Origin of the sequence: Chryseobacterium sp. BLS98 (assembly GCF_001045445.1) — a bacterium.
In the GTDB taxonomy this organism is placed as follows: Bacteria; Bacteroidota; Bacteroidia; order Flavobacteriales; family Weeksellaceae; genus Chryseobacterium.
The window spans coordinates 918,968-942,382 of sequence record NZ_LFNF01000002.1 but is presented as its reverse complement, the minus strand read 5'-3'; the positions used below and the strand labels follow the sequence as shown (position 1 = coordinate 942,382).

Here is a 23,415-nt window from a genome sequence, read left to right as displayed (position 1 = left end):
CTTTGTATTATAAAATATTCACTTCCCGTTCGAGTTCTATTCCAAATTTCTCTTTTACGGAGTTGATAATTTCTGTCGAAAAGTCAAAAATTTCTTTTCCGGTGGCATTTCCCGTAGCATTTACGATAACCAATGCCTGGAGTTTATGTGAGGCTGCATTTCCGATTTGTTTACCTTTCCATCCGCATTGCTCAATCAACCATCCGGCTGGAACTTTTACAACGTCGCCATTCGGATAGCCGGGGATATTTTCAAATTGTTGTTTCAGATCTTCAAACTGAGCTAAAGGAATGGTAGGGTTTTTAAAAAAGCTTCCGGCATTTCCTGTTTCCTTTGGATCGGGCAGTTTGCTTTGTCTGATATTGATAACTGCTTTAGAAACATCCTGAATAGTAGGATGGGTGATTCCTGCATTTTCCAATTCAGCTTTTATTGCACCATATTCTGTTTTGATGTGATGGTCTTTCTTTGTTAATTTAAAAGTGACTTCCAGAATTACATACCGGCCTTTTCCTTCCTGCTTGAAAACAGAGTCCCTGTAGCCGAAATGACATTCTTCAATGCTGAATGTTTTAAGCTCAAGATCTTCAAGGTCTAAAACTGTACAGCTTACAAAAATATCTTTTATTTCCGTTCCGTAAGCTCCGATATTCTGCATTGGGGAAGTTCCTACGTTTCCCGGGATCAGGGAAAGGTTTTCAAGTCCGCCGTAGTTCTTTTCAAGCGTATACATTACGAATTCATGCCAGTTTTCGCCTGCTTTTGCCGTTACCAGTACTTCATTTTCATTAAGGTCTTCTTCGGAAATTCCTTTTAAGCTGAGCTTAATGGCAATACCGTCAAAATCCCTTGTCAGGAGGATATTGCTTCCACCTCCCAAAAATAAAATCTGAAGGTGGTGGTCTTTGGAATAGCTGATTGCCTCCCTGAGCTGTTCAAGGGTCTGTACTTCAGTAAAGTATTTGGCTCTGGCGTCAACACCAAATGTATTGTAAGGTCTTAAGGAAAAATTTTCTTGCATTTTTATCGGTATTCTGTGGGAAGAATGAGATTGAGTTGTTCTTTAAACAGGTTCAGCTGTCTGTAATGCAGGGTATCTGCATAGGAATTGACGTAAATATGTGATTTTTTCGGAGTCCTGATCTGAAACGTTTCATCAATACCGTCTACAGACTGCTTGCTTGGAGAACTTTCAATCACATCCAGTTCTTTGGTGTTGATCGGGGAAATGAGATTGTTCCAGGTCTGCATGCTGATGGCTGAATCCCACTCTTTGTGGATTTGGCGGGCGGTAATGCCCTGTTCTGCATGGATGGAATCTTTGGTGACCTTGATGATTTTATAATCTCCCTGGTCGCCGCCGATGTTGGATAAGCTGATGAATGTTATTTCATTCGGGTTTTTACTGGTGGCTGAAACTGGCTCCTTGCTTTTGTCACAGGAAAAAAATGCCGGCAGCAAAAACATTGAAAACAGGAGTTTCAGGTATGTATTTTTTATTGCCGGCATCATGTATGTTTTAGAGACTGAATTCTTCTCTGTATTTCTTTAAGGCGTCTTTCAGGATCTCAGCACTTCTCTTAAGGTCTTCCTCTTTCAGGACATAGGCAATCCTTACCTGTTTTTTTCCTAATTCAGGATTGCTGTAGAAACCTCCTGCAGGAGCTACCATAATAGTTTCCTTATTAAGAGAGTATTTTTCTAAAAGCCATTGTGCAAATTTCTCAGTATCATCTACCGGAAGCTCTGCTACACAATAGAAAGCTCCTTTTGGTTTAGGGCAGATTACTCCGGGAATGGCATTCAGAAGGTCTACCAATGTGTTTCTTCTGTGTGTGTATTCTTCTCTTACTGCACGGATGTAAGCGCCATCATTTTGATGGGCAGCCGTAGCAGCAATTTGTCCCAACAGAACCGGGCTAAGTCTTGCCTGTGCAAAAAGCATGGCTGCATCATGGATTTTCTTGGAGCGTGTGATCATACATCCGATTCTTACTCCACACATGGAATAACGTTTGGATTCTGAGTCGATAATGATACAATTATCGCTAAGTTCCGGGAAATCCAGCATGGATATTTGTTGTTTGCCATCATATACATATTCTCTGTATACTTCGTCGGAAATAATGACGATATCATATTTCAATGCAATTTCTGCAAGCTTCTGAAGCTCTTCACGGGTATAAAGGTATCCTGTAGGGTTACCCGGGTTGCAGATAACGATTGCTCTTGTTTTTTCTGTGATTTTTTTCTCAAATTCTTCAATCGGAGGAAGGGCGAAACCTGTGTCGATAGTAGACGGAACCGCTACCACATTCACATTGAACGCGCTGGTAAAGCCGTTGTAATTGGCATAATAAGGCTCAGGGATAATCACTTCGTCACCATCGTCACACAGCGTGGAAATGGCAAAATTTAATGCTTCAGAGCCTCCGTTGGTCACAATAAAGTTATCAGGTGTAAGATCTGTAAAGCCTAAGGTGTGATAGTATTCTGTAAGGGCTTTTCTGTACTCTATATTCCCTTCAGAAAGTGCATACTCCAATACTTTAAGATCAATATTCTTTAAAGCATTTAAAGCAGTTTCCGGTGTTTCAATATCAGGCTGTCCGATATTGAGATGATATACTTTTATCCCCTTCTGTTTTGCTTGTAAAGCGTAAGGAACCAGTTTTCTTACCGGTGAGGCAGGCATATGCTGTGCTCTGTTTGAAATATTTGGCATTGTTCAAAAAATTTGTATGGCAAAAATAAGATTTAATTTCTCAATAATAAAATAACCTGTTATCCATTTTGAATGCTTTTTAATTATTTTGAAAACCAGTGAATTACAATCGATTCTGTCTGTGATCTTTTGTGTTTATGATTAATTCTGATCAGCAGTTGCTGAAAAAAGATTAGGATTTGAAATTATTTGCCAGCTGAAATGATAGAAATTGTCAAAATAATACAATAAAATGTGAATAAAGCATTTGGTCATACAATAATGTTTTCATATAGTTTAAATATCGATATTTTAATATAGTTGATCAATATTTGAATATTTTATAAAAATATAATCATTGTATTGGATTTTTTATTAAATTTCGACACTAATAAAAAATAATTATGAAAATACATTTACCATTTAGAGTCTTACCTGTTATGGCTCTTTTTGCAGCATCCGCAATGAATGCCCAAAACTTTCAGCCTATGCCTGTTCAGTCCGGATATACGGCAGATGTCATTGCTAACGGAATAGGTTCTGCCATGACCTCCACAACAGAAGATGTAGACGGGGTATCTTTTGCTTTTGTAGCAAGGGATTTTCAGCTTACGTCGAGCAGTACGGCACTTACGTACGGGCTTCCTGTTAATGGAATTATTAATTCTGCGGTGGCTTCCACTCCAGGACTGAGTTTTAAGCTTGGAGATCTTTCCGGGAACAATTCTTTAAAGATTTCAAGCAATACATCCGGGAGTAACAGTGGAACGCTGTCATTTGTAACACCTGTTCCTGCTTTTAAGTTATATATGCTTTCTACGGGTGGGAGTGGTGCATGTACAGTGAATGTAACGGTTAATTTTACAGATAATACTTCTCAGGTATTTTCAGGAGTAAGTGTTTCCGATTGGTATGGCGGATCAAGCTATGCCATTCAGGGAATCGGAAGAATCAACAGAAGCAATAATGTTCTGGAGCCGAATTCCACGAATCCAAGACTATACCAGGCTGCATTGACTATTGATGCTGCAAATCAGACGAAACCTATCCAGAGTGTTACTGTAACCAAAGTAAGCGGAACGGGAATTGCCAATATTTTTGCTTTCTCAGCGGATGTTTATACAGATTGTGTAGCTCCTACACTGCAGCCTGTGGGAACCCTTACTTCAAGTTCTGCCCAGGTTTCCTGGACGGTACCGGCCTCTGTTCAGGCGGTAAGCTATGATGTTTATTACAGCACCAGCTCTACAGCCCCTACCGCTGCAACGACGCCTAATCATCCTGGTGTTACCGGAACTTCATTTACCATTCCGTCTTTATCACCAAGTACAACTTACTATTATTGGGTAAGAACCAATTGCAGCACTGCAACTGCCCAGAGTGGATGGTCATTCTCAGGAACATTTACCACTTTGTGTGGCTCTATGGTTCCAACATATACGAATAATTTCAGTACCTTCCCTGGAACATGCTGGGCGAACGGTCTTTCCGGAGGTACGCCGGCTACAGGCCCTACAGGGACAAGTTCTTATTGGGTATCCGGAGGATTCTTAGGTACCGGCTCCGGCGGATCGGCAACTATCAACTTATACTCGGCAGGTAGAACGGGATGGCTTAAAACAGTGCCTTTTAATCTTTCAGCTGGAACTTATAAAGTTAAATTTGATTACGGTGTGGCAGCATATTTGAGTACCAGTGCCTCTCCAATGGGATCTGATGATGTTATTCAGTTTCTGGTTTCCAATGACGGCGGAATAACATGGACTGTTTTGGAGACATGGAATCAGGCTAACGGACCTACCAATACCTCGACCCAATATGTTTACACTTTGACAGGATACAACAGCGCCAATACGGTTTTTGCTTTTTACGGAACAGACGGGGCTGTGAATGATGATCCCGACTATAATTTTTATGTAGATAATTTTACAGTTGAAAGTGCACAATTAAGTACTTCAGAAGTAAAAGAAGGGGTGAAAAAAGTATCTGTTCATCCAAATCCTTTTAAAGATATCCTTTATATTTCAGACACTAGAGAGGTAAAATCTGTAAGTGTGGGAGATGCTTCCGGCAGAACGGCAAAAACCTTTACAGGAAATGTAAAAGAACTGGATCTGAGTACCCTGAACACAGGTCTGTATTTTGTAACCATCTATTTCAAAGACGGATCGCAGTCTACTGTGAAAACAGTCAAAAAATAAATTTTTTAATGTCAATAAAGTTGAGCGGCAGTGCATGGATGTACTGTCGTTTTTTTTGTGATTAAATTTCAATTCATGATATCTATAAATTTCGTTATTTTGAAAGAAATTAAAACTCACTGAAAATGCAAATTCAAGCAGACTCTGTAACCGATTATATTTCAAAAATTCCTGAGGAAAGACAGGAAGTATTTAAAAAACTATTTGATACCATAAATGACAATCTTCCTAAGGGCTTCAAAGAAGGTGTCAGCTATGGAATGGTGGGTTGGGCGGTTCCTCTCGAGACTTATCCCGCAGGGTACCATTGTGCACCCGGTTCACCTTTACCGTTTATGGCGCTGGCTTCACAGAAAAATTTTATTGCATTCTATCATATGGGAATCTATGCAGATCCTGAATTGTTAGAATGGTTTGTAGCTGAATATCCAAAGTACTCCAAAAGAAAACTCGATATGGGAAAATCCTGTGTAAGGTTCAAAAAAATGGATGATATTCCTTTTGAACTCATTGCTGAGGTCAGTAAGAAAATGACCGTTGAAGACTGGATCAATACCTATGAAACACAGTTTAAAAAATCAAAAGAATCTGTTTCAAAAGGGAAATAGATTTATATTAATGATACCAGCACTATGATTAAGCTTAAAGAAGAACTGTTTCAGAAAAATCATAAAACCTTAGCGTATACCATTTTCTTTGTTGCCATTCTGCTGTTGCAGCATTGTGCACCCCAAACGCAATCCGGTAAGCTGAAGAATGGGGATCTGCTTTTTGTAACAGCTAAAGAAACCGGGCTTTCGGGCGCAATCAATAACGTAACCCAAAAGGAGAAGGAAGCATCTTTTGATCATATCGGAATTGTAGAAAAAACAAATAGTCACTGGTATGTTCTGCATGCAGCTCCTAAAGGAGGTTCCCAAAAGCAGGAACTTAAATCTTTTCTTACTGATCAGTCTGAGGACGGCCAGAAAGTAATGATCTACCGCCTTAAGCCGGAATATCAGAAATCTATTCCTGCTGCTCTCAAAAAGGCAGAGTCCATGCTGGGAAAACCTTACAATTTCAATTATATCCTGGATGAAAATTCTTATTACTGTTCAGATTATATTGAAAGGTCATTCAGGGAAGATCATATATTTAAACTGGAACCGATGACCTTCATTGATCCAAAAACCGGTGAAACCAATGCGTTCTGGGTGGATTTTTATAAAAAGAAAAATTTAAAAGTTCCGGAAGGGGAACCGGGATGTAACCCCAACGGATTGGCTGCTTCGGATAAACTGGAAAAAATAGGAGAGTTGTAAATACTTTAAATAATTGCTATCCCTTAAGATTTAAGTCTTAAGGGATTTTTTTCAGGTAAAATGGTAGAATAATTTAACGGAAAGGTTTATTCTTAGTGTAAACAGTTTAAGAAAGCAAAGGAAAAATCAACTCCGTTGATTCAATGAAGGTGCCTGATTATTACCTTTTATAAAAAATCAGCTTTATCTGCTCAATCAGCAAGAGGTTACAAAAAAAGCCAACATATTTTAGTCTTTTAAGAAGTAAAAAAGTTAAAATTCAAAAATATTAGTCTACTAATTTGGTGGACTAATATTTTTTTATATTTTTGTCAAAGATTTAACGCAAGAAAGCAACCATGATCTAGAAAATGTTTAACTAAAAAATTGTTAGTGATGATTACACCTAATCCAACATTGCAGGTATTACCCAAAAAAATAAGCCTGCCTAAAAAAGAACTGATACTGGAAATAGAATTGAATGGCAAAATGAAATTTGAGCATTTAATGAATACCATCTATAATCAGTTCGGGATCTGTCACAGGGTGTTGTCTGCTAACGTAGAATATGTCAACGGGTATAGTTTTGGTTCGGTACAGTTATATATTAATGTAAGTTCAGAAGATTACCAGCAGCTGGAATTCTATCTGAATAAAAATAAACTCTTGAATACCATGGTGGAGTATAACTGCCGTAAGTATTTTTAAGGGGGAGATTCATATAGTTTTAATTACAGAAAGTATTCGGTTTTTCCGGATACTTTTTTTGTTTACCAGCTAATGATTTAAATGCATAACAGGTTAAAAAACAATTAATTTCATTCCTGACTAAAAAACAGTATTTTTAAAGAATATAAAAACAAAAAATTATGACCATAGTTATTATTGCATTAGTTGCAGCATTCCTTTTTTATGCAGTATCTATTTACAACCGCCTTGTTAAACTGAAAAATCTGGTACAGGAGGCATGGAGCAGTATTGATGTAATGCTTAAAAAACGGCATGACCTTATTCCCAATCTTGTGGAAACAGTGAAAGGCTATGCCACCCATGAGCGTGAAACCCTGGACAGTGTGATAAGAGCCAGAACCCAGGCTGTAGGTGCAGATTCCGTTCAGGCTAAAGAAGCTGCAGAGAAAAACCTGAACCAGGCCATGATGAATCTTTTTGCCGTAGCGGAACAATATCCCGATCTGAAAGCCAATACCAATTTTCAACAGCTTCAGAGCGAGCTTACTTCTATAGAAAACGATGTGGAAAAATCAAGAAGATATTATAACGGGACAGTCCGTGAGAATAATACCCTTGTAGAGTCTTTCCCAAGTAACATTATCGCCAATATGTACAAGTTTGAAAAGTCTCCTTTCTTCGAACTGGAAAATATTGCAGAAAGAGAAGTTCCAACCATAAAATTCTAAGAAATGAAAAAGTTGCTGCAGCTTTTCCTTCTTCAGTTTTTTTGTATTGCCTTTGCACAGACTAATCTGGAGCGGATGGATCAGCCGGCTATTATCGGGCCTGAGAAAATCATTTCTTTCCATTCCGATATTGATATTGATAAAAATTCAGGCGCTACCGTTACTGAACATATAAAAGTATACAGTCTCGGGAATAATATCAAAAGAGGAATCTTTCGTGCGCTTCCCTTATCCAGAAATCTGAATAACAAAAGTCAGAAGGTAAGATATCATATCATTTCCGTGAAAAAAAACGGGGAGGATGAAGATTATCATGAAGAAACAGAAGATGGGTATTTAAAAATTTATGCGGGAAATAAAGATATACTTCTGGATCCCGGAACCTACGACTATGAAATAAAATACAAAACAGAGAATCAGATCGGCTTTTTTCCTCAGTATGATGAATTCTACTGGAACGTCAACGGGACTTATTGGGATTTTGATGTAGATACTATTTCTGCAAAGGTGAATCTTCCTGCCGGAGCCGATATCATCCAGAATTCCTGTTATACCGGGGCTTATGGCAGTAACAGCCAGAATTGTACTTCCAAAGTACTTTCGGATAACTCTATAGAATGGGGTGCTTCCGGTCTTAAGCCTAATGAAGGTCTTACCATAGCGGTAGGTTTCAAAAAAGGAATTATGGTTCCGCCTCCGCCACCTACCTTCCTTGAAAAGTATGGTATTTTAATAGCCGGATGTATCATCTTCCTGGGATTGCTTCTGTATCTTTATTCTACATGGATGAAATATGGGATTGATCCTGAAAGTCCAACAGTTTATCCGCAATTTAATGTCCCCGAAAATCTTTCGCCGGCATCTCTGGGGTATATCAACTCAGAAAGCTTTAAAAATAAATACCTGACGGCTGCTATTGTCAGTCTTGCTGTAAAAGGATATGTAAAGATTATAGAAAGTGAAGATTCCGGTCTGCTGGGCTTTTTCAATACCAAAATTTTTACACTGAAAAAGTTAAAAGAGGCAGATGAAAGCCTTCCGAAAGAAGAAATTAATCTGATGAACAGTCTTTTCTCAGCATCTGAAGATTCTGTTAAGTTTGACGGAAAATATAATTCGAAAATTGAGACTGCCGTTCAGAACTTTAAAGGAGCGCTGGGTTTTCAGCATGATAGTTTTTTGAATGAAGGGAACAATATGAAGAAACTGGTATTGCCCTGGCTGGTGATCAGTATTGTGTATGGTCTCGGATTATTTATAAGCTATACTTTGTTGCCTGAATTTGAAAGAGTTTTGGCCGGAGCGTTTTTATATGTTATTCTTTTTGTTGCATTTATAATCATATTATTTCTGCTTAAAAATGCTTCCTGGAAATTTTTGATCCCGCTTCCTGTTGCTGTTATTTTAGGAGTTGGTGGAATTATTTCTGCAGGCGGAGGTGGTATTGAAAATATTAATTTTAACGTTTGCTATATATTCTATGTTCTTGCATTTTCGGCAATGGTTGTTTTTCAATATCTGATCAAGCAGCCACCCAAAGAAAAGCTGAGAAAAAAATCATTGATAGCCGGCTTCAAAATGTATATGGGGGCAGCTGAAAACGAACAGCTGAAATTTCACAATCCTCCCCAGATGACTCCGCAGGTTTTTGAGACTCTCCTTCCTTTTGCCATGGTAATGGGAGTTGATCAGATCTGGGGACAGAAATTTGATGAATTGCTGAAAAGGACGGCCACAGAATATCAGAATACCTGGTATTATGGCGGGGTAATGAATCATCATGCATTTGCCAATACTTTAAATTCAAGCCTTACCCAATCCATACAATCTGCATCTACCAAACCATCCAGCTCAAATAGCGGATCCGGCGGCGGTGGATTCTCCGGAGGCGGCGGAGGCGGTGGTGGAGGTGGAGGCTGGTAGCCAGGTTTGTAAAAAACAAAAAGCGTTCAAATTAATTTGAACGCTTTTTTATTAAATATAATATTTTCCTAAATTCTTTCGATATCCGCACCAATCGCTTTCAGTCTTCCGTCAATATTCTCATATCCTCTGTCGATCTGTTCAATATTGTGGATGATAGATTTTCCTTCTGCAGAAAGTGCTGCAATAAGAAGTGCATTTCCCGCTCTGATATCCGGGGAAACCATGGTAGTTCCTCTCAACGGAGCTTCCTGATTCAGTCCGATCACGGTGGCTCTGTGCGGATCACATAAAATGATCTGTGCGCCCATGTCAATTAGTTTATCCACGAAGAATAATCTGGATTCAAACATTTTCTGGTGAACCAAAAGACTTCCTTTTGCCTGAGTAGCCACTACCAGAATTATCGATAATAAATCCGGCGTAAATCCAGGCCATGGAGCATCCGAAATAGTAAGGATGGATCCGTCGATAAATTTCTGAATTTTATAGTTTTCCTGGGCAGGGATAAATATATCATCATTGCTCTGCTCAAGCTGAATCCCTAATTTTCTGAAAGTATTGGGAATAACGCCAAGCTGGCTCCAGTTTACATTTTTAATAGTAATTTCGGATTTAGTCATGGCGGCAAGACCGATCCATGATCCGATTTCCACCATATCCGGAAGCATAGTATGCTCCGTACCGCGAAGATGCTCCACTCCTTCAATGGTAAGAAGGTTGGAGCCTATTCCCGATATATTGGCGCCCATTCTGTTCAGCATTTTGCACAATTGCTGAAGGTAAGGTTCACAGGCAGCATTATAGATTCTTGTTTTTCCTTTGGCAAGGGTTGCGGCCATTACAATATTCGCAGTTCCGGTTACGGAAGCCTCTTCCAGAAGAATAAACTTCCCTCTGAGTTCCTTAGCCTTTAAAGAGTAAAAATATTCATCTTCATCATAATTAAATTCAGCGCCAAGTTCTACAAGTCCCTGGAAATGCGTATCCAATCTTCTTCTTCCGATTTTATCACCTCCCGGAGTCGGCATATAAGCCTCACCATAACGGGCAAGCATTGGGCCCATCAGCATAATGGAACCTCTCAGTTTTGCACCGTCTTTTTTAAATTCATGAGACTTGATATAATCGAAATTAACCTTGTCGGCTTTAAAAGTAAAATCTCCCTGACCATTTTTTGTTACTTTAACTCCGAAATCACCAAGGATTTCAATCAGCCTGTTCACATCATGGATGTCAGGAATATTTTTAATTCTTACCTCTTCATCTGTTAACAATACAGCACATAAAATTTGTAGGGCTTCATTTTTTGCCCCTTGTGGAGTGATTTCACCATGCAGTCTTTTTCCTCCTCTTATCTGAAACGTTCCACTCATTATTTTCTGTTTTTATGATTGTTGTTATGCCTTCTCTTGTTGGTCTGGTTCTTATTATTGTTGTTATTATTATTGCTGTTGCTTCTGCCGCTGTTATTGTTGTTTCTGCTGTTGTTATTGCTGGTGTAATAGATTTTGCTCTTTTCGAGGGATTCTATTCCCGTAAGATCCAGCCTGTTTTCAGAAAGTTCCTTCAGATGGCGGAAAATAACGTCGTCCGTTACATGTTCCTTATTATATACATTATAAGACTTCTTCATATTGTTGGCAATCACTTCGATCAGGGCTTCTTTTTCGTCACCCGGTTCCAGTTCGATGGCTTTTTCTATCAGTTGAAGGATGCTTTTTCCGTAAAATTTGAAATCTCCCTGAAGTTTAGGGTATTCCATTTTTTTGGGTTTTTCTGCCAGCTGTTCTCTGGTAGGAAAAGGGTATGGTGAGTCTACATCAAGATCATATTCTGCTAAAATGAAAAGATGATCCCAAAGTTTATGCTTATAATTTTCTTCGTCACGGAGCTGAGGGTTTCTCTGACCCATAAAATCGATAATGGCCATAGCCATTTCGCTCCTTTCCTCTTTGGTAGGGAGCTCTTTGCAGCGTTCAACCAGCTGCTGTATGATTCTGCCATATTCCGGCATATGAAGCTGAGTTTTTTGGGTATTGTATTCCATAGTATGCAAATATATGGATTAAAAGAAAAATTGTTTTGAAAATATTAAAAGTTTATGATTTTTTAATGAAAATTATATGCGGTTATTTAAGGGGATTCTATATCGAAAATTAAAAAAATATACATTTTATATCCTTTGTTTCAATAAAATTGTAATTTAGTTAATAGATTAATAATTAAAATAAGTATGAAAAAAACACATTTATTACTTTCGGTACTGGCCTTAACATTGTTTAATTCCTGCCGGACCAGTGATGAAAATGACAATGAAAGCCTTAGCAGGCAGGAAGTTCATTCCAAAATTGTCAATGTTACCAATCATGACGGGCGTCCGTTCAGTACCGGAAGCGGATCTGTAGCCGGAAAATTTGTATCCGGACCAGGAGGCGGCGTTCTCATGCAGGGCTTTTATTGGGATGTTCCCGAAGGTGGAAACTGGTGGAATACCGTAAAAGACAAACTGACAGCATGGTCAGATTCCGGAATCAGTGCAGTATGGCTTCCGCCGGCTTCCAAAGCACAGAACGGAGCTTATTCCATGGGATATGATCCTACAGATTACTACGATTTTGGAAATTTTAACCAGAACGGAAGTGTGGAGACCCGTTTTGGGTCCCGAGCGGAACTGGAAGCTCTAATTACAAAAGCCCATGCCGAAAATATGCAGGTTTATGCAGATATTGTGATTAATCATAATAGTGGCGGCCAGTCTCAGGCCAATCCTTTTACCGGAACCAATACCTGGACCGATTTCTCAGGAGTTGCTTCCGGGAAATTCCTGCGCAGTTATAATGACTTTTACAAAAATTCTTATGGCAATAATGACGAAGGTGCCTTCGGAGGATTCCCCGATCTTTGCCATGCCAATCCTTATGTACAGGACTGGTTGTGGGGAAGAGATGATTCTGTCGGGAAATATTATAAGAATGTCATGAAATTTGACGGCTGGAGATTTGATTATGTCAAAGGCTTCGGCCCTTGGGTGGTCAATAACTGGAACTCCAACGTAGGCGGTTTCTCCGTTGGTGAACTTTGGGACTCCAATGTGAATACTTTAGAATGGTGGGCTAATAATGCCAACAGTTCCGTATTCGATTTTGCCGCTTACTATAAAATGGATGAAGCTTTTGACAACGGAAACCTGAATGTTCTGAATGACGATATGATGTGGAAAAGAAACCCTTATAAAGCAGTAACCTTTGTTGCCAACCATGATACCGATATCATCAACAATAAAATGCCGGCTTATGCTTATATCCTGACCCATGAAGGATATCCTACCATCTTTTACCGTGATTATGAAGAATGGTTAAATAAAGAAAGGCTGAATAATCTGATCTGGATCCATAATAATAAAGCTACAGGAACGACTTCTATATTATACACAGATAATGATGAATATATTGCAAGACGTAACGGCTATAACGGAAATCCGGGACTTGTAGTCTATATCAATAACTCATCCAGCTGGCAGGAAAGATGGATAGAAACAAACTGGAGCAGCCAGCAGATAAAAGATTTTACAGGTAACTCCAACTGGTATCCTACTACACAGGGGGATAAATGGGTGAAGATCCAGGCACCGCCAAACAGCTATTCAATATGGTCACTGAACCAATAAAATAAGAATAAAAAAGCAAAGATGTTTCATCTTTGCTTTTAATTTTTCAGGGAATATTATCAATAGAAACAGGCTTCAGCCAAAATTTTTGAATAACATTCACCAAAATTATACTTCAATAAATTTTTTCTTTTGATCACGATCCGGAAGGAAACATTTCTGATTGGCGAGCTTCATTCTGTTTTCTGAAACAAGATTATACATTTTGTCACTTAAAAAAGCAGGAATTATTTTTCCGGCAACCGCCAGTTTGTAGACTCCTCCCAACAGTGCGGCAACCTTCAGAATCGCCCTTGATTTGGTGAGGTAATAGCGTCGTGGCTTCCAGAGGTAAAGTGTATTGAATACCTTAGTTTCCAAGCCTCTTTCAGAAAGGAATTTCTGCCCGAAATCAGACTGCAGGGAAGCAAACATAAACCTGTCATGCTTATCCCTTTCCAGAATCCACTGTACCCAAAAATTGCAGACACCGCAATCGCCGTCAAAAAATACAATATACTTATCTTCCCACTTCTCCTTCATACTGTTTGATTTTTTAAAGTACCATTTTTCTGTCGGTTTCTTCCTTTACTTTCTTAAGATATTCTACCAGTTGCTTACGCTGTTCTGCAGTAAGTTTGGCATCCTGATGCCCTATATAATAAGATTCCAGAGGCATTTCCTCTTTTTCAATCATTTCTATGCATTCTTTCAGTTTATGAGACTGTACTTTAGGTTCATATACTGCAAAGGTAGAGAAATTAAGCTCTTTTCTGCCCTCATCAATATGATTTTTAACAAACCATGACGCTGGAGAAATACTTGTGTACCAGGGATATCGGGTTTCATTGGAATGACAGTCGTAACAGGAAGTGCTGATGATCTTTGCAATGGGTTCCGGTGTCTTCTTAATTTTCAGAAAATCCATTCCCGGAGTAGGGGCCGGATTGGTTTTATCGATCGGGAAAAACTGTATAATAATAAATGCAACAAGCAGTACAACCAGGATTTTTTTCATATCATTTTATTCTTAGAAAGATAAAAATAATCAAATTTTATTAAATCGAAATAAACTGATTATCAAAATGTAGAATCCTCATTTGAATGATTCTAAATATGATCATTTGCTTTTGCTTTTTATACATCGGCTCTTGAATTTTTACTAACTTAATTGCATGATTACACCTTTTAATATGTTGCTTTTAATAACTTCATAAAAATGATTAATTATAGTTTTTAACTATTGTTTAAATAATTATTAATAGATTGTATTTATTGATGAGGCTTTGTAAGTTTGCCATGTATTAAAAGATCAAACAGCATTAATTAACATAAAAAATTAACTATATGGAAAAAGATCCAAACGACATCAGTAAATGCCCGTTTCATAACGGAACAATGAAAAAAGAAGCGGTAGCCGGCGGAGGAACCAAAAATCTGGATTGGTGGCCGGATCAGCTGAGGGTAGATATTCTGCGTCAGCATTCATCGCTTTCCAATCCTATGGACAAAGATTTTAACTATGCCGAAGCATTTAAAAGTCTTGATCTTGAAGCTGTAAAAAGAGACCTTCATGCATTAATGACAGATTCCCAGGATTGGTGGCCGGCCGACTTTGGTCATTACGGGCCCCTGTTTATCCGTATGGCATGGCACAGTGCCGGGACATACCGTGTGGGTGACGGAAGAGGAGGTGCCGGAGCAGGGCAGCAGCGTTTTGCTCCTTTGAATAGCTGGCCGGATAATGTGAGCTTAGATAAAGCCAGAAGACTTCTCTGGCCTATCAAACAAAAATATGGAAATAAAATCTCGTGGGCAGATCTTTTAATCCTTACCGGAAATATTGCTCTGGAATCAATGGGATTCAAAACATTTGGATTTGCAGGCGGACGTGAAGATGTATGGGAACCGGATATGGATGTGTACTGGGGTACTGAAAAAACATGGCTTGGAGGAGACTTGCGTTATGCTCACGGTTCTGAAGGTGTGGTAGAAGGAAGGGGAGTGCTTCCGACTGATGATAATGCAGATGGCGATATCCATTCCAGGAATCTTGAAAAACCTCTTGCTGCCGTACAAATGGGGCTTATCTATGTAAACCCTGAAGGACCAGACGGAAATCCTGATCCTATTGCTGCTGCTAAAGATATTCGGGATACTTTCGGACGTATGGCTATGAATGATGAAGAAACCGTAGCGTTAATTGCCGGAGGTCATACCTTTGGTAAAACCCACGGTGCAGGCCCTGCTGATCATGTAGGAAAAGAACCGGAAGGAGCCGGAATTGAACTTCAGGGATTAGGATGGAGCAGCACATATAAATCAGGAAAAGGAACAGATGCCATTTCCAGCGGTCTCGAAGTAACATGGACAGAAACTCCGACCCAATGGAGTAATTATTTCTTTAAAAACTTATTTGAAAATGAATGGGAACTGACCAAAAGCCCAGCCGGCGCCCACCAGTGGGTAGCCAAAAATGGAGAAGAGATTATTCCTGATGCATTCGATCCTGAAAAGAAACACAGGGCAACGATGCTAACCACAGACCTTTCTTTAAGATTGGATCCGGTCTATGAAAAGATATCAAGACATTTCTACGAAAATCCTGAAGCGTTCGCAGATGCTTTTTCCAGAGCATGGTTTAAACTGACCCACAGGGATATGGGGCCAAGAGCAAGGTATCTGGGACCGGATGTGCCTCAGGAGGAGTTGATATGGCAGGATCCTCTTCCTGAAGTTAATCACGAATTGGTAAACGAAGCAGATATTGCTGCTTTGAAAGAAAAAATTATCAATTCGGGACTAAGTATTTCAGAACTTGTAACTACTGCTTGGGCTTCTGCCTCTACATTCAGGGGAAGCGACAAACGTGGTGGAGCAAACGGAGCCCGAATCAGATTGGCTCCTCAAAAAGACTGGGAGGTAAATAATCCGGCCCGGCTTCAAAAAGTACTGGGGACTTTAGAAAATATTCAGAAAGAATTTAATGAAAGCCAGAATGACGGTAAACAAGTTTCTTTAGCAGATTTAATTGTCCTTGCAGGAAGTGCTGGAGTTGAAAAAGCCGCTAAAGATTCAGGGCATTATATTAACGTTCCGTTTGCACCCGGAAGGGCGGATGCTTCACAGGCACAGACCGATGTGGAATCTATGGGGTATCTGGAACCTGCTGCGGATGGATTCCGTAATTATCTGAAAAGAAAGTTCAGTGTATCTACAGAATCTTTGTTGATTGATAAGGCTCAGCTTTTAACCCTTACTGCCCCGGAGCTTACGGTGCTTATCGGAGGAATGCGTGCATTGGATGCTAATTTTGACGGATCAAAGCATGGAGTATTTACCAGTCGTCCCGGAGTACTTACCAACGATTTCTTTGTTAACCTTCTGGACATGGGGACACAATGGAAAGCTATTTCTGATGATAATGAATTATATATGGGGACAGACCGGTCAACAGGACAGCCAAAATGGACTGCTACCCGCGCTGACCTTGTATTCGGATCAAATTCTGAACTGAGAGCCATTGCAGAGGTATATGCCAGTTCTGATGCCCAGGGTAAATTTGTGAATGACTTTGTTTCTGCCTGGGTAAAAGTAATGAACGCGGACCGATTTGATTTAAAATAATCATTGATTTAACATAATATTATGAAGACAGCTGAAAAAGCTGTCTTTTTTTATTGATTTTTATTTAAATTAATAAAAAAAAGAGTTGACTATTTAAATTAATTATATATTTGTTGAAAAACAAACAAATAAAACATGCTTAAAAAATTATTTCCTGCCTTCCTATTGGTAGGCACTTTTGGCTTTGCCCAGGTGGGGGTTAACACTTCAACTCCCAATGCTACATTCGATGTAGTTGGAAATCCGGATGATACTTCAAAATTTGACGGAATGATTGCCCCCAGAATCACCGGGGACCAGTTGAATGCCAAAAATTACACAGCTTCACAAACAGGAGCGTTAGTGTATGTAACTGCTGCCGGAGCTCTAACCGGACAAACGGCTGATGTAAATTCTGAAGGGTATTATTATTTTAACGGAGGCCTGAATAAATGGGTAAAACTTAATACAGGAACTGCCGCATCACCATGGAATATTCAAAATACTGCAAATCCTGCAACTGCTAATACTCAAAACATTTATCAGAACGGTAAAGTAGGGATTGGATTTTCTGCTGCTGATGCATTATCCGACAGACAATTTGAAGTGAAAGGAGATATGAAAGCTCAATACGGAAGCGGAAGCAACTATTTTGGGATAGATACCAATCTTTTAGGGGTAGGCAATGGATTTTATTACGCTGATAATAGCGATTTATCGGCTGCTACAAGTACAAGTGTAGTCTTAACGAGGCCGGGAATAAGCAGTTTACAATCCACTTATGGAAACGGAGGAGGAAGTATGGCAACATTCTCAAACCCAAATGGAGGAATATTTGGATTGGTGGCTAATAATTCAGATCAGACGGTAGATGCATCAGTTTGGGGAAAAAGCGATGGTTCTGCAAGTTATTTAAGCTTTTCACACAGCAAAACAAGTGCGGAATCTACCGTTCTTATGCTGGAAAAAATGAAAGGAGCGACTTTTATTTATAATAATACATCCGGTACTGGAGAAGGAAACTATACTTTACCAAGAACAAATGGAACAGCCAATCAGGTTCTTGTTTCTGATGGGGCCGCTAATGCTCAACTTTTATGGAAAGATGCTTCATCATTGCCGCAAAAAATAAAAACTTTAGCATCAGGAACAGTTGCCGCTGATGATTACACGGTTCTTATAACGGGAAATATTTCTCTTCCTGCTGCCAGTACAGCCAATCAGGGGAAAGTTTATAATCTGGTTAATGATACAGCTACTACGGTTACGGTTAGCGGAACATTCCGTATCAATGGAGGGAATTTTACCAATTACGATTTAAATAACAGTAATTTTGGAAGGGCGATTTCAGTGCAAAGTACCGGATCAGCTTGGGTTTTGATTTCCAGGTATTAAATTTCAATGAACTGATAAAAAATAATAGCCATTCTTTTAAAAAGAGTGGCTATTTTATTGAGGCAATGAAAAAATATTGATTTTTTTTTGAAATTTTTTCTCATTTTATTTTTGTATTTAATTAATTGTATATTAGTGTTTTATATGATTGTTTGTGATCGATATTTTTATTCCTTTAAAAAAATAAGACCCTAAAAAGTGTTTTATTTTTGAATATCTCTTGTGTGTTTGAAATAAATAGCTAACTTTGTTTCACCTTAAAAAACAAATTTAATACTCATTTTATGAAAAAGCTAACAATTAAAAAGTCAACTAAGTCATTAGTTGTGAAATCTTCAACTCTTACAAGAGAAACGTTAAAAGACTTCAAAGGAGGTGGTGGTATCGGTATGGAAGAAGGTCTGGAAGATGGATTAGAAGGTGGAGGATGCAACTCCGACTCACTATGCTCATCAGGAAGATCTATCTGGAATAATTTTTCCGGAAGACCTCATACTAACTGCTGTGCTTAAAACTTAGTTGAAAATCTTATGAAATAAGTAAGATATTCTTATAGTGAAATTAAAAGGCTGTTTTAAAATAAAGCAGCCTTTGTTAATCCCCATTGTTGACTAATTCTTACGATATTTCTGTTAGTTAGCTCAATACTTTTCTACTTAAAAAATATGAACAAAAATGAATAACAATATTCAGATTCTTTATAAATATCTTAAAAAAAAGAATATTGATGTAGATTATTCTGATTTTGAAACAGGAATTTCCTCACATCCGAATTATCCTGATATCCTGTCCTATGCAGATACAATGGATATGATGAATATTAAATACAGTATTTATAATTATCCGGATGTAGAAGACGAAGCCGATCAAAAAGATCTGGTTATTTTTTATGACCAGCATGATACTTTAAAATTCGAATATGTAAAATCACAAAGCCCCAATACATTGAAAAAATCTCTGGTATTGGTTACTGAAGAGCATCCTATGCAATGGTCTTTAAAGTTTAATCCGAAAGCAGCTTTTTTGTTTGTGGTTTTTATGATGCTTGTACTGATAGGTTCAGTTTTCGGATCACTCTATATTCCTGTTCTTTCAATTTGTGCCATCATAGGAATTTATATTTCATACAGCGGACTTTCGATTGAGCTGGGAATAGAATCGGATTTTTCTAATAAGTTTTGCTCATCAAAAGAAGAAAAATCAAGCTGCAATTCTATCATTAATTCAGATAAAAAAATACCTGTTAAGTTGGGGCATCTCAGCTTCTTTTTCTTTATTCAGCAATTCTTTTTGCTGGCTTTTAGTGCGGCAATCCCGGAATTTTATAGTGTGTTTTTTATAGGTGTCATGTTAAGTTTACCCTTAACACTCTACTCTTTGTACTTCCAGTTTTTTATAGAAAAAAAATTCTGTACAGTATGTCTTAGTATAATTGCTATTCTTTATATACAAATATTAATCAGTGTTCTTACATTCAATAAACTTCAGTTCAATTTAAATTTTAACAAGATTTTACTGTTCCTGATCATCATAGCAGGATCCGGTTTAGTTACTTATTTTATTTCTCAAAATGTAGCTTTAATAGAGAGATTAAAGAAGACCAATAATGGATTGATCAAGTTTTACAGAAACTTTGATCTCTTTAAATACTCTTTAATAAAAAGTAAAAGAATTGATTTTGATATGGAAAATCTCGGAATCGTTATTGGTGAAGCCAGTCCTTCGAAGCCTTTAATTACAATGATATCCAACCCGAACTGTAAATACTGTAAAGAGACTTACAAGACTTTATGGGATATCTATAATTATGAAGCGGATAATTTAACCATTCAAATCATATTTTATGATAAAAATTTCACTTCAGAAGGTAAAGAGATTATAAAAAATATTTTTCATCATTATATAAATTCAGGAGGCGGTTCCACGTTAGAGCTCCTGGCAAATGATTACAGCTTTTTTGAAGAAAAGCATCCAATTGATGACGAGTTGAGTTCAGAAATCGAAAATCATATAATCAATCAGGATAATTTCGGCTTGTCTACGAATTTTGAACATTCACCTACATTACTTTTAAACCATCATGTCTTTCCGGAAAATTATTCCAGATCATTTCTCAGGTATTTTATTCCTGATTTAATAAGCGATATGAAAAAATCAAATAACTTTTCCTTATAGATGATGCCCGATTCACTGTTTACAAAATCCATCATGAGAAGACCTCTTTTCAGCCTGGATTTTTTTAGGAATACTTATCTTTCCAATCCTTCTTTTGCTGAGGTATATCAACGTTTACAAGAAGATGAACTGTTTATAAAATCTATAAAAATGTCATCTGAAGAATTTTATCACCTGTTATTGCAGTATGATGATAAATCTCCGGATAAAAAAAAGAATATAGAAATTACTTTTTATAAGTATTTTTCCCGCGCAGCAAGCAGATCTATACCGTTTGGAATGTTTTCAGGAATTGGCTTAATTAACCACTCTCGCAATGATGAAAAAGGAAGTCCTGTCTATAAGAAGCAATTGCTGCCTAAAATTGATTATGAATACCTGGACCGGCTCATCAAAGTGGCAAATGAAAACAGAATCATCAGAGAGAAACTTACTTATAGCCTTAATAATACCATTTATTCTAAAGAGTCAGAGCTGATTTATATCCGGAAGAATTTTAAAAGTAAAATAAAAAATTATCTCAAAGCTAGTATAGAGCGTGATGAGGTAATGGATTCTTTTTTTAATTTCTGCAGGAAAGGACAGTCTGCGGCAGAAATCATTAATTTTCTAAAAGAGAGTTTTGATGCCAGTGAAGAAGAGGCAGACGCATTTTTTAACGAACTGGTTGATGAATCAATTATTTTTTCAGACCTTAATTACTCAACCATTGGAAAGGATTTTATAAAGAACGACTTACTGAGAAGCATTCTTTCCGAAGAACTTGGAAAAGATGATCCCGGGTTATTCCAGACATTGAATGATGTTTATGAATTTCAAACAGCTGGAACCTTAAGTAATACACTCGCAAGTAAAATAAAGTACGATTTAAACTTTGAAAGTACTGTTCAGATTGATTTTGATACTATCAGCAATGTGCAGGATATTTTGTTTGTTTATGAAAAGCTGTCACAGAATTTTAATTCAAAACAAACAAGGCTGAACAAGTTGATGTACTCTTTTAATAAAAAATACGGGGAAAGAGAAATTTTGTTCTTGGAAGCTTTAGACATAGGTTACGGTGCCGGGGATTATGTCGCCGATGCAGAGTTAAGTAAGATCGAATTGCTTATTTTGAAAAAAACATTCGAAGCGGCTAAGAACGGAAAAACAGAGATAGAATTTACAAAAGATGAGTTGGCTTCATTTAAACATCATATTCCCGACACGAGTACTAAATACTGCTCATATTCTCTTTTCAAAAATCCCCAGCAGGAAGGAAAAAAAGTTATAAATATCAATTATGTATCCTTTTCGTCACCGATAAAAATACTGGGAAGATTTACAGAAAACCAGGAGATCAACTCTTTTGCAGAGGAAATCGGTTCATATCAAAACAGTATTGCCGGATCCGATTTTATTTTTGCAGAGGTTGATCATTTGCCAACCTACCTGGCGGGTCATATTGTAAAGCGCAATATCAAGTTTGATTATATCATAAGATATCCGAATGATGTTCCGGTAGAGCATGACCAGAAATATATTGACGTTAATGATTTGTACATTCAGATCATTGAATCGAAAGTTTACCTGAGAAGTAAGAAGCTTAATAAATATGTCATTCCGACATTTTATGCATTCTTTGATCACCATCATGCATTAAACAGTCCTGTTTTTAGGTTTTTATTAGATGTAAGCACCCAGTATGATAACCATGAGAAGAGCGGAATTAATGTCAATAATATATTGAATACTCTTGGTTTTTTCCCCAGGATCAGTTATAAGAAGCATATTCTAAAGAAAGCCCATTGGCTTATAAAGTCCTCTGATTTTTTTAAAAATAAAAACGAAAATATCAGCGATGCATTATCGCTCTATCATGAAAATGTAAAAAAATTAGGACTTAAAAAAACATTTTGCATCGTTGACGGGGAACAGGAACTGTATATCAATCAGGACATACAAATATCCGTGGAGCTATTCCTGAAAGAGCTTAAAAAGAAAAATACTCTGATCGTTTGTGAGACAATTTATGATGATTACCAGCCCTTTTTTACAGATGGAGATCAGTCATCCATTAATTTGGAAATAATAACTCCATTAAAGAATAAAAGTTCTCTTAGCTATACCTCTCAGAAACTACCTGAAGAGGTGTATGTTTTAAATAAACTCTATCCGTTTATGCATGGCTGTGTTTATTTTAAATTATTTGTTGATAAGGATATTGCAAACACAATAATACTGGATCTTGTTCCCTTTTTAAAAAACCTGGTAGAAGAAGGAATTATTTCACATTTTATGTTTTTGTATTATTATGCTCCGGATTTTCACATAAGATTCAGGGTTTTCTCTGACCAACCATTGAAATTCGTTGATCAGTTAAATAAAATCTTATGGGAGAAAGTTTCATACATTGATTCTCTGCAATATGATACTTATGACAGGGAAATGTTGAGATATCAGGGTGATCATATTTTATTTTTTGAGAAAATATATTACTGGGACAGCCTCATAGCCTGTGAGATTGTGAAATATGCATCAGACAGCAATGTTGAAGACTGGCTTTTCTGTTTAAAGACAGCAATGAATTATTTGGATTGCTTTTTTTCTACCCTTGAGGATAAAATAAGTTATCTGAAAAAAATAAAAGAGTCCTTTGCAATGGAATTGGGAATAACTCCTGACAATAATAAATCTATCAATAGAATTATCCTTGAAAATAAAAATAATATTGATGCTATCTTATCTAATGATTATCCGGCGATAGATGATATGTTAGGGAAAATCCGGTCGGAGATACAGACCAATCTTAAAAATTCTGATAAAGAAGATCAGGCTTTCGATTTAATACATATGCATTTGATGCGTATCGTAAAAAAAGATAACCGCTTTTTTGAGTACATTATATATTACATTTTGGAAAAGAATCTGAAAGAAAAATTTTACCGGGATAAAAAGGAATAGCGGGATTTATACTTTTGAAAACTGTCTGCTAAAATAACAGCTTCAATAACTTTAAAGATCTTAGTAACTAAGAAAAGAATTGAAAATTATAAAATAAATATGAATAGCTTAATGGTTT

General features: G+C 37.4%; 19 protein-coding genes. 12 read left to right on the top strand and 7 right to left on the bottom strand.

Features of this window, described 5'->3' with window-relative positions; genetic code table 11:
• Positions 1-7: 7 nt before the first annotated feature.
• The 3 genes from murB to ACM40_RS09290 are packed head-to-tail and all read right to left on the bottom strand — an operon-like array spanning position 8 to position 2,725.
• Positions 8-1,021 carry a UDP-N-acetylmuramate dehydrogenase gene (gene murB / locus ACM40_RS09300; protein ID WP_410492732.1) on the bottom strand — a complete coding sequence of 338 codons (1,014 nt, stop codon included), beginning with the start codon at positions 1,019-1,021 and terminating at the stop codon, positions 8-10.
• 2 nt (positions 1,022-1,023) lie between these two features.
• The gene (locus ACM40_RS09295) at positions 1,024-1,512 is read right to left on the bottom strand and encodes a hypothetical protein (RefSeq protein WP_228376160.1); all 489 of its coding nucleotides are present in this window, start codon (positions 1,510-1,512) and stop codon (positions 1,024-1,026) included.
• Between the two features lie 7 nt (positions 1,513-1,519).
• The gene (locus ACM40_RS09290; protein WP_048502517.1) at positions 1,520-2,725 is read right to left on the bottom strand and encodes a pyridoxal phosphate-dependent aminotransferase; all 1,206 of its coding nucleotides are present in this window, start codon (positions 2,723-2,725) and stop codon (positions 1,520-1,522) included.
• Between the two features lie 383 nt (positions 2,726-3,108).
• Between ACM40_RS09290 and ACM40_RS09285 the strand changes: the two genes are divergently transcribed.
• The 6 genes from ACM40_RS09285 (at position 3,109) to ACM40_RS09260 (ending at position 9,529) form a co-directional block, all read left to right on the top strand.
• Entirely contained in the window at positions 3,109-4,905 is a 1,797-nt protein-coding gene (locus ACM40_RS09285) for a T9SS type A sorting domain-containing protein (protein ID WP_083996820.1), read from the top strand.
• Positions 4,906-5,030: 125 nt separating this feature from the next.
• Complete coding sequence (locus ACM40_RS09280; RefSeq protein ID WP_048502515.1) at positions 5,031-5,513, top strand: DUF1801 domain-containing protein; 483 nt, start codon at positions 5,031-5,033, stop codon at positions 5,511-5,513.
• A gap of 24 nt (positions 5,514-5,537) precedes the next feature.
• Complete coding sequence (locus tag ACM40_RS09275) at positions 5,538-6,209, top strand: YiiX/YebB-like N1pC/P60 family cysteine hydrolase (protein ID WP_083996819.1); 672 nt, start codon at positions 5,538-5,540, stop codon at positions 6,207-6,209.
• Between the two features lie 375 nt (positions 6,210-6,584).
• Positions 6,585-6,896 carry an NIL domain-containing protein gene (locus ACM40_RS09270; protein ID WP_040998184.1) on the top strand — a complete coding sequence of 104 codons (312 nt, stop codon included), beginning with the start codon at positions 6,585-6,587 and terminating at the stop codon, positions 6,894-6,896.
• A 161-nt stretch (positions 6,897-7,057) separates the two neighbouring features.
• Complete coding sequence (locus ACM40_RS09265; protein WP_048502514.1) at positions 7,058-7,606, top strand: LemA family protein; 549 nt, start codon at positions 7,058-7,060, stop codon at positions 7,604-7,606.
• 3 nt (positions 7,607-7,609) lie between these two features.
• Positions 7,610-9,529, top strand: a complete 1,920-nt coding sequence (locus ACM40_RS09260; RefSeq protein ID WP_053077108.1) for a DUF2207 domain-containing protein — start codon at positions 7,610-7,612, stop codon at positions 9,527-9,529.
• 68 nt (positions 9,530-9,597) lie between these two features.
• Here ACM40_RS09260 and murA read toward each other — a convergent pair whose 3' ends face one another.
• Positions 9,598-10,905, bottom strand: coding sequence for a UDP-N-acetylglucosamine 1-carboxyvinyltransferase (gene murA, locus ACM40_RS09255; RefSeq protein ID WP_048502513.1), 1,308 nt, complete (start codon positions 10,903-10,905; stop codon positions 9,598-9,600).
• On the bottom strand, positions 10,905-11,579 hold the full coding sequence (locus ACM40_RS09250) for a DUF4290 domain-containing protein (protein WP_048502512.1): 675 nt from the start codon (positions 11,577-11,579) through the stop codon (positions 10,905-10,907). Before ACM40_RS09250 ends, murA begins: the two co-directional genes overlap by 1 nt.
• A gap of 186 nt (positions 11,580-11,765) precedes the next feature.
• On the opposite strand from ACM40_RS09250, the gene ACM40_RS09245 reads away from it, so the two are divergent.
• A complete protein-coding gene (locus tag ACM40_RS09245) occupies positions 11,766-13,199 on the top strand; it encodes an alpha-amylase (RefSeq protein ID WP_048502511.1) in 1,434 nt (477 codons plus the stop codon).
• Between the two features lie 108 nt (positions 13,200-13,307).
• Here ACM40_RS09245 and ACM40_RS09240 read toward each other — a convergent pair whose 3' ends face one another.
• Both ACM40_RS09240 and ACM40_RS09235 read right to left on the bottom strand, forming a co-directional pair.
• Positions 13,308-13,721 carry a thiol-disulfide oxidoreductase DCC family protein gene (locus tag ACM40_RS09240; protein ID WP_048502510.1) on the bottom strand — a complete coding sequence of 138 codons (414 nt, stop codon included), beginning with the start codon at positions 13,719-13,721 and terminating at the stop codon, positions 13,308-13,310.
• A 13-nt stretch (positions 13,722-13,734) separates the two neighbouring features.
• On the bottom strand, positions 13,735-14,196 hold the full coding sequence (locus ACM40_RS09235) for a heme-binding domain-containing protein (protein ID WP_048502509.1): 462 nt from the start codon (positions 14,194-14,196) through the stop codon (positions 13,735-13,737).
• A gap of 329 nt (positions 14,197-14,525) precedes the next feature.
• Between ACM40_RS09235 and katG the strand changes: the two genes are divergently transcribed.
• From katG to ACM40_RS09210, 5 genes are all read left to right on the top strand, one after another.
• Positions 14,526-16,805, top strand: coding sequence for a catalase/peroxidase HPI (katG, locus tag ACM40_RS09230; RefSeq protein WP_048502508.1), 2,280 nt, complete (start codon positions 14,526-14,528; stop codon positions 16,803-16,805).
• 135 nt (positions 16,806-16,940) lie between these two features.
• Complete coding sequence (locus tag ACM40_RS09225; protein WP_048502507.1) at positions 16,941-18,179, top strand: hypothetical protein; 1,239 nt, start codon at positions 16,941-16,943, stop codon at positions 18,177-18,179.
• Between the two features lie 284 nt (positions 18,180-18,463).
• Entirely contained in the window at positions 18,464-18,691 is a 228-nt protein-coding gene (locus ACM40_RS09220) for a hypothetical protein (RefSeq protein WP_048502506.1), read from the top strand.
• 163 nt (positions 18,692-18,854) lie between these two features.
• Positions 18,855-20,354 carry a vitamin K epoxide reductase family protein gene (locus ACM40_RS09215; RefSeq protein ID WP_048502505.1) on the top strand — a complete coding sequence of 500 codons (1,500 nt, stop codon included), beginning with the start codon at positions 18,855-18,857 and terminating at the stop codon, positions 20,352-20,354.
• Complete coding sequence (locus ACM40_RS09210; RefSeq protein WP_048502504.1) at positions 20,355-23,297, top strand: thiopeptide-type bacteriocin biosynthesis protein; 2,943 nt, start codon at positions 20,355-20,357, stop codon at positions 23,295-23,297.
• The last annotated feature ends 118 nt before the right edge of the window (positions 23,298-23,415 follow it).